The organism is Oleiphilus sp. HI0080 (assembly GCF_001635135.1).
The window spans coordinates 1-686 of sequence record NZ_LWFU01000037.1 but is presented as its reverse complement, the minus strand read 5'-3'; the positions used below and the strand labels follow the sequence as shown (position 1 = coordinate 686).

The following is a 686-nucleotide window of genomic DNA, read 5'->3' as shown; positions in this document are numbered from 1 at the left end:
ACTCCATTTTGTCGATTTCTAAAAGCAGATCGTTTGGAAACTCAATATCCGCTTTATCAATCTCGTCGATCAACAAAATCACGCGCTCTTCCGCTTCAAAGGCCTCCCAAAGCTTTCCCTTCACGATATAGTTGGAAATGTCATGGACTCGATCCACACCTAATTGTGAATCTCTTAGCCGCGAAACGGCGTCGTATTCGTAAAGACCCTGCTGCGCTTTAGTTGTGGACTTGATATGCCACTGGATTAGTCTGGCACCCAAGGCGCTTGCAAGCTGTTCAGCTAGCATGGTTTTACCGGTTCCTGGCTCGCCTTTGATGAGCAAAGGCTTTTGAAGTGCGATCGCAGAATTGACCGCCATTTGAAGATCGTCAGTTGCGACGTAGTCCTGAGTACCCTTGAACGACATAATATTTCCTAAATAGATTTGGGCTAAACGTGCGACATTCTAAAGCAATGCACGTTTATTGCCCATACAACAGATTGTTCCACGTTATGTACAGCCCTTATGATGAAAATGGATTACTAACAACAAAATACACGCTATAAAGCGTGCAATGTAGACGCAAACGAACAAGCCCTGTTGATCCATAAACGTATAAATCAGCGTACAATATCTTAATCAACTTCAAGGAATAGAGTTTAGGATGAAAACGAAGTTAATTCTTTTGGCCCACGGTAGTAGT

General features: G+C 43.1%; 1 protein-coding gene. It reads right to left on the bottom strand.

Annotation, left to right across the window (positions count from 1 at the left end):
* Positions 1-409: MoxR family ATPase (locus A3751_RS00610; protein ID WP_156492143.1), on the bottom strand; the 409-nt coding region annotated here is incomplete at its 3' end.
* Positions 410-686 lie beyond the last annotated feature (277 nt).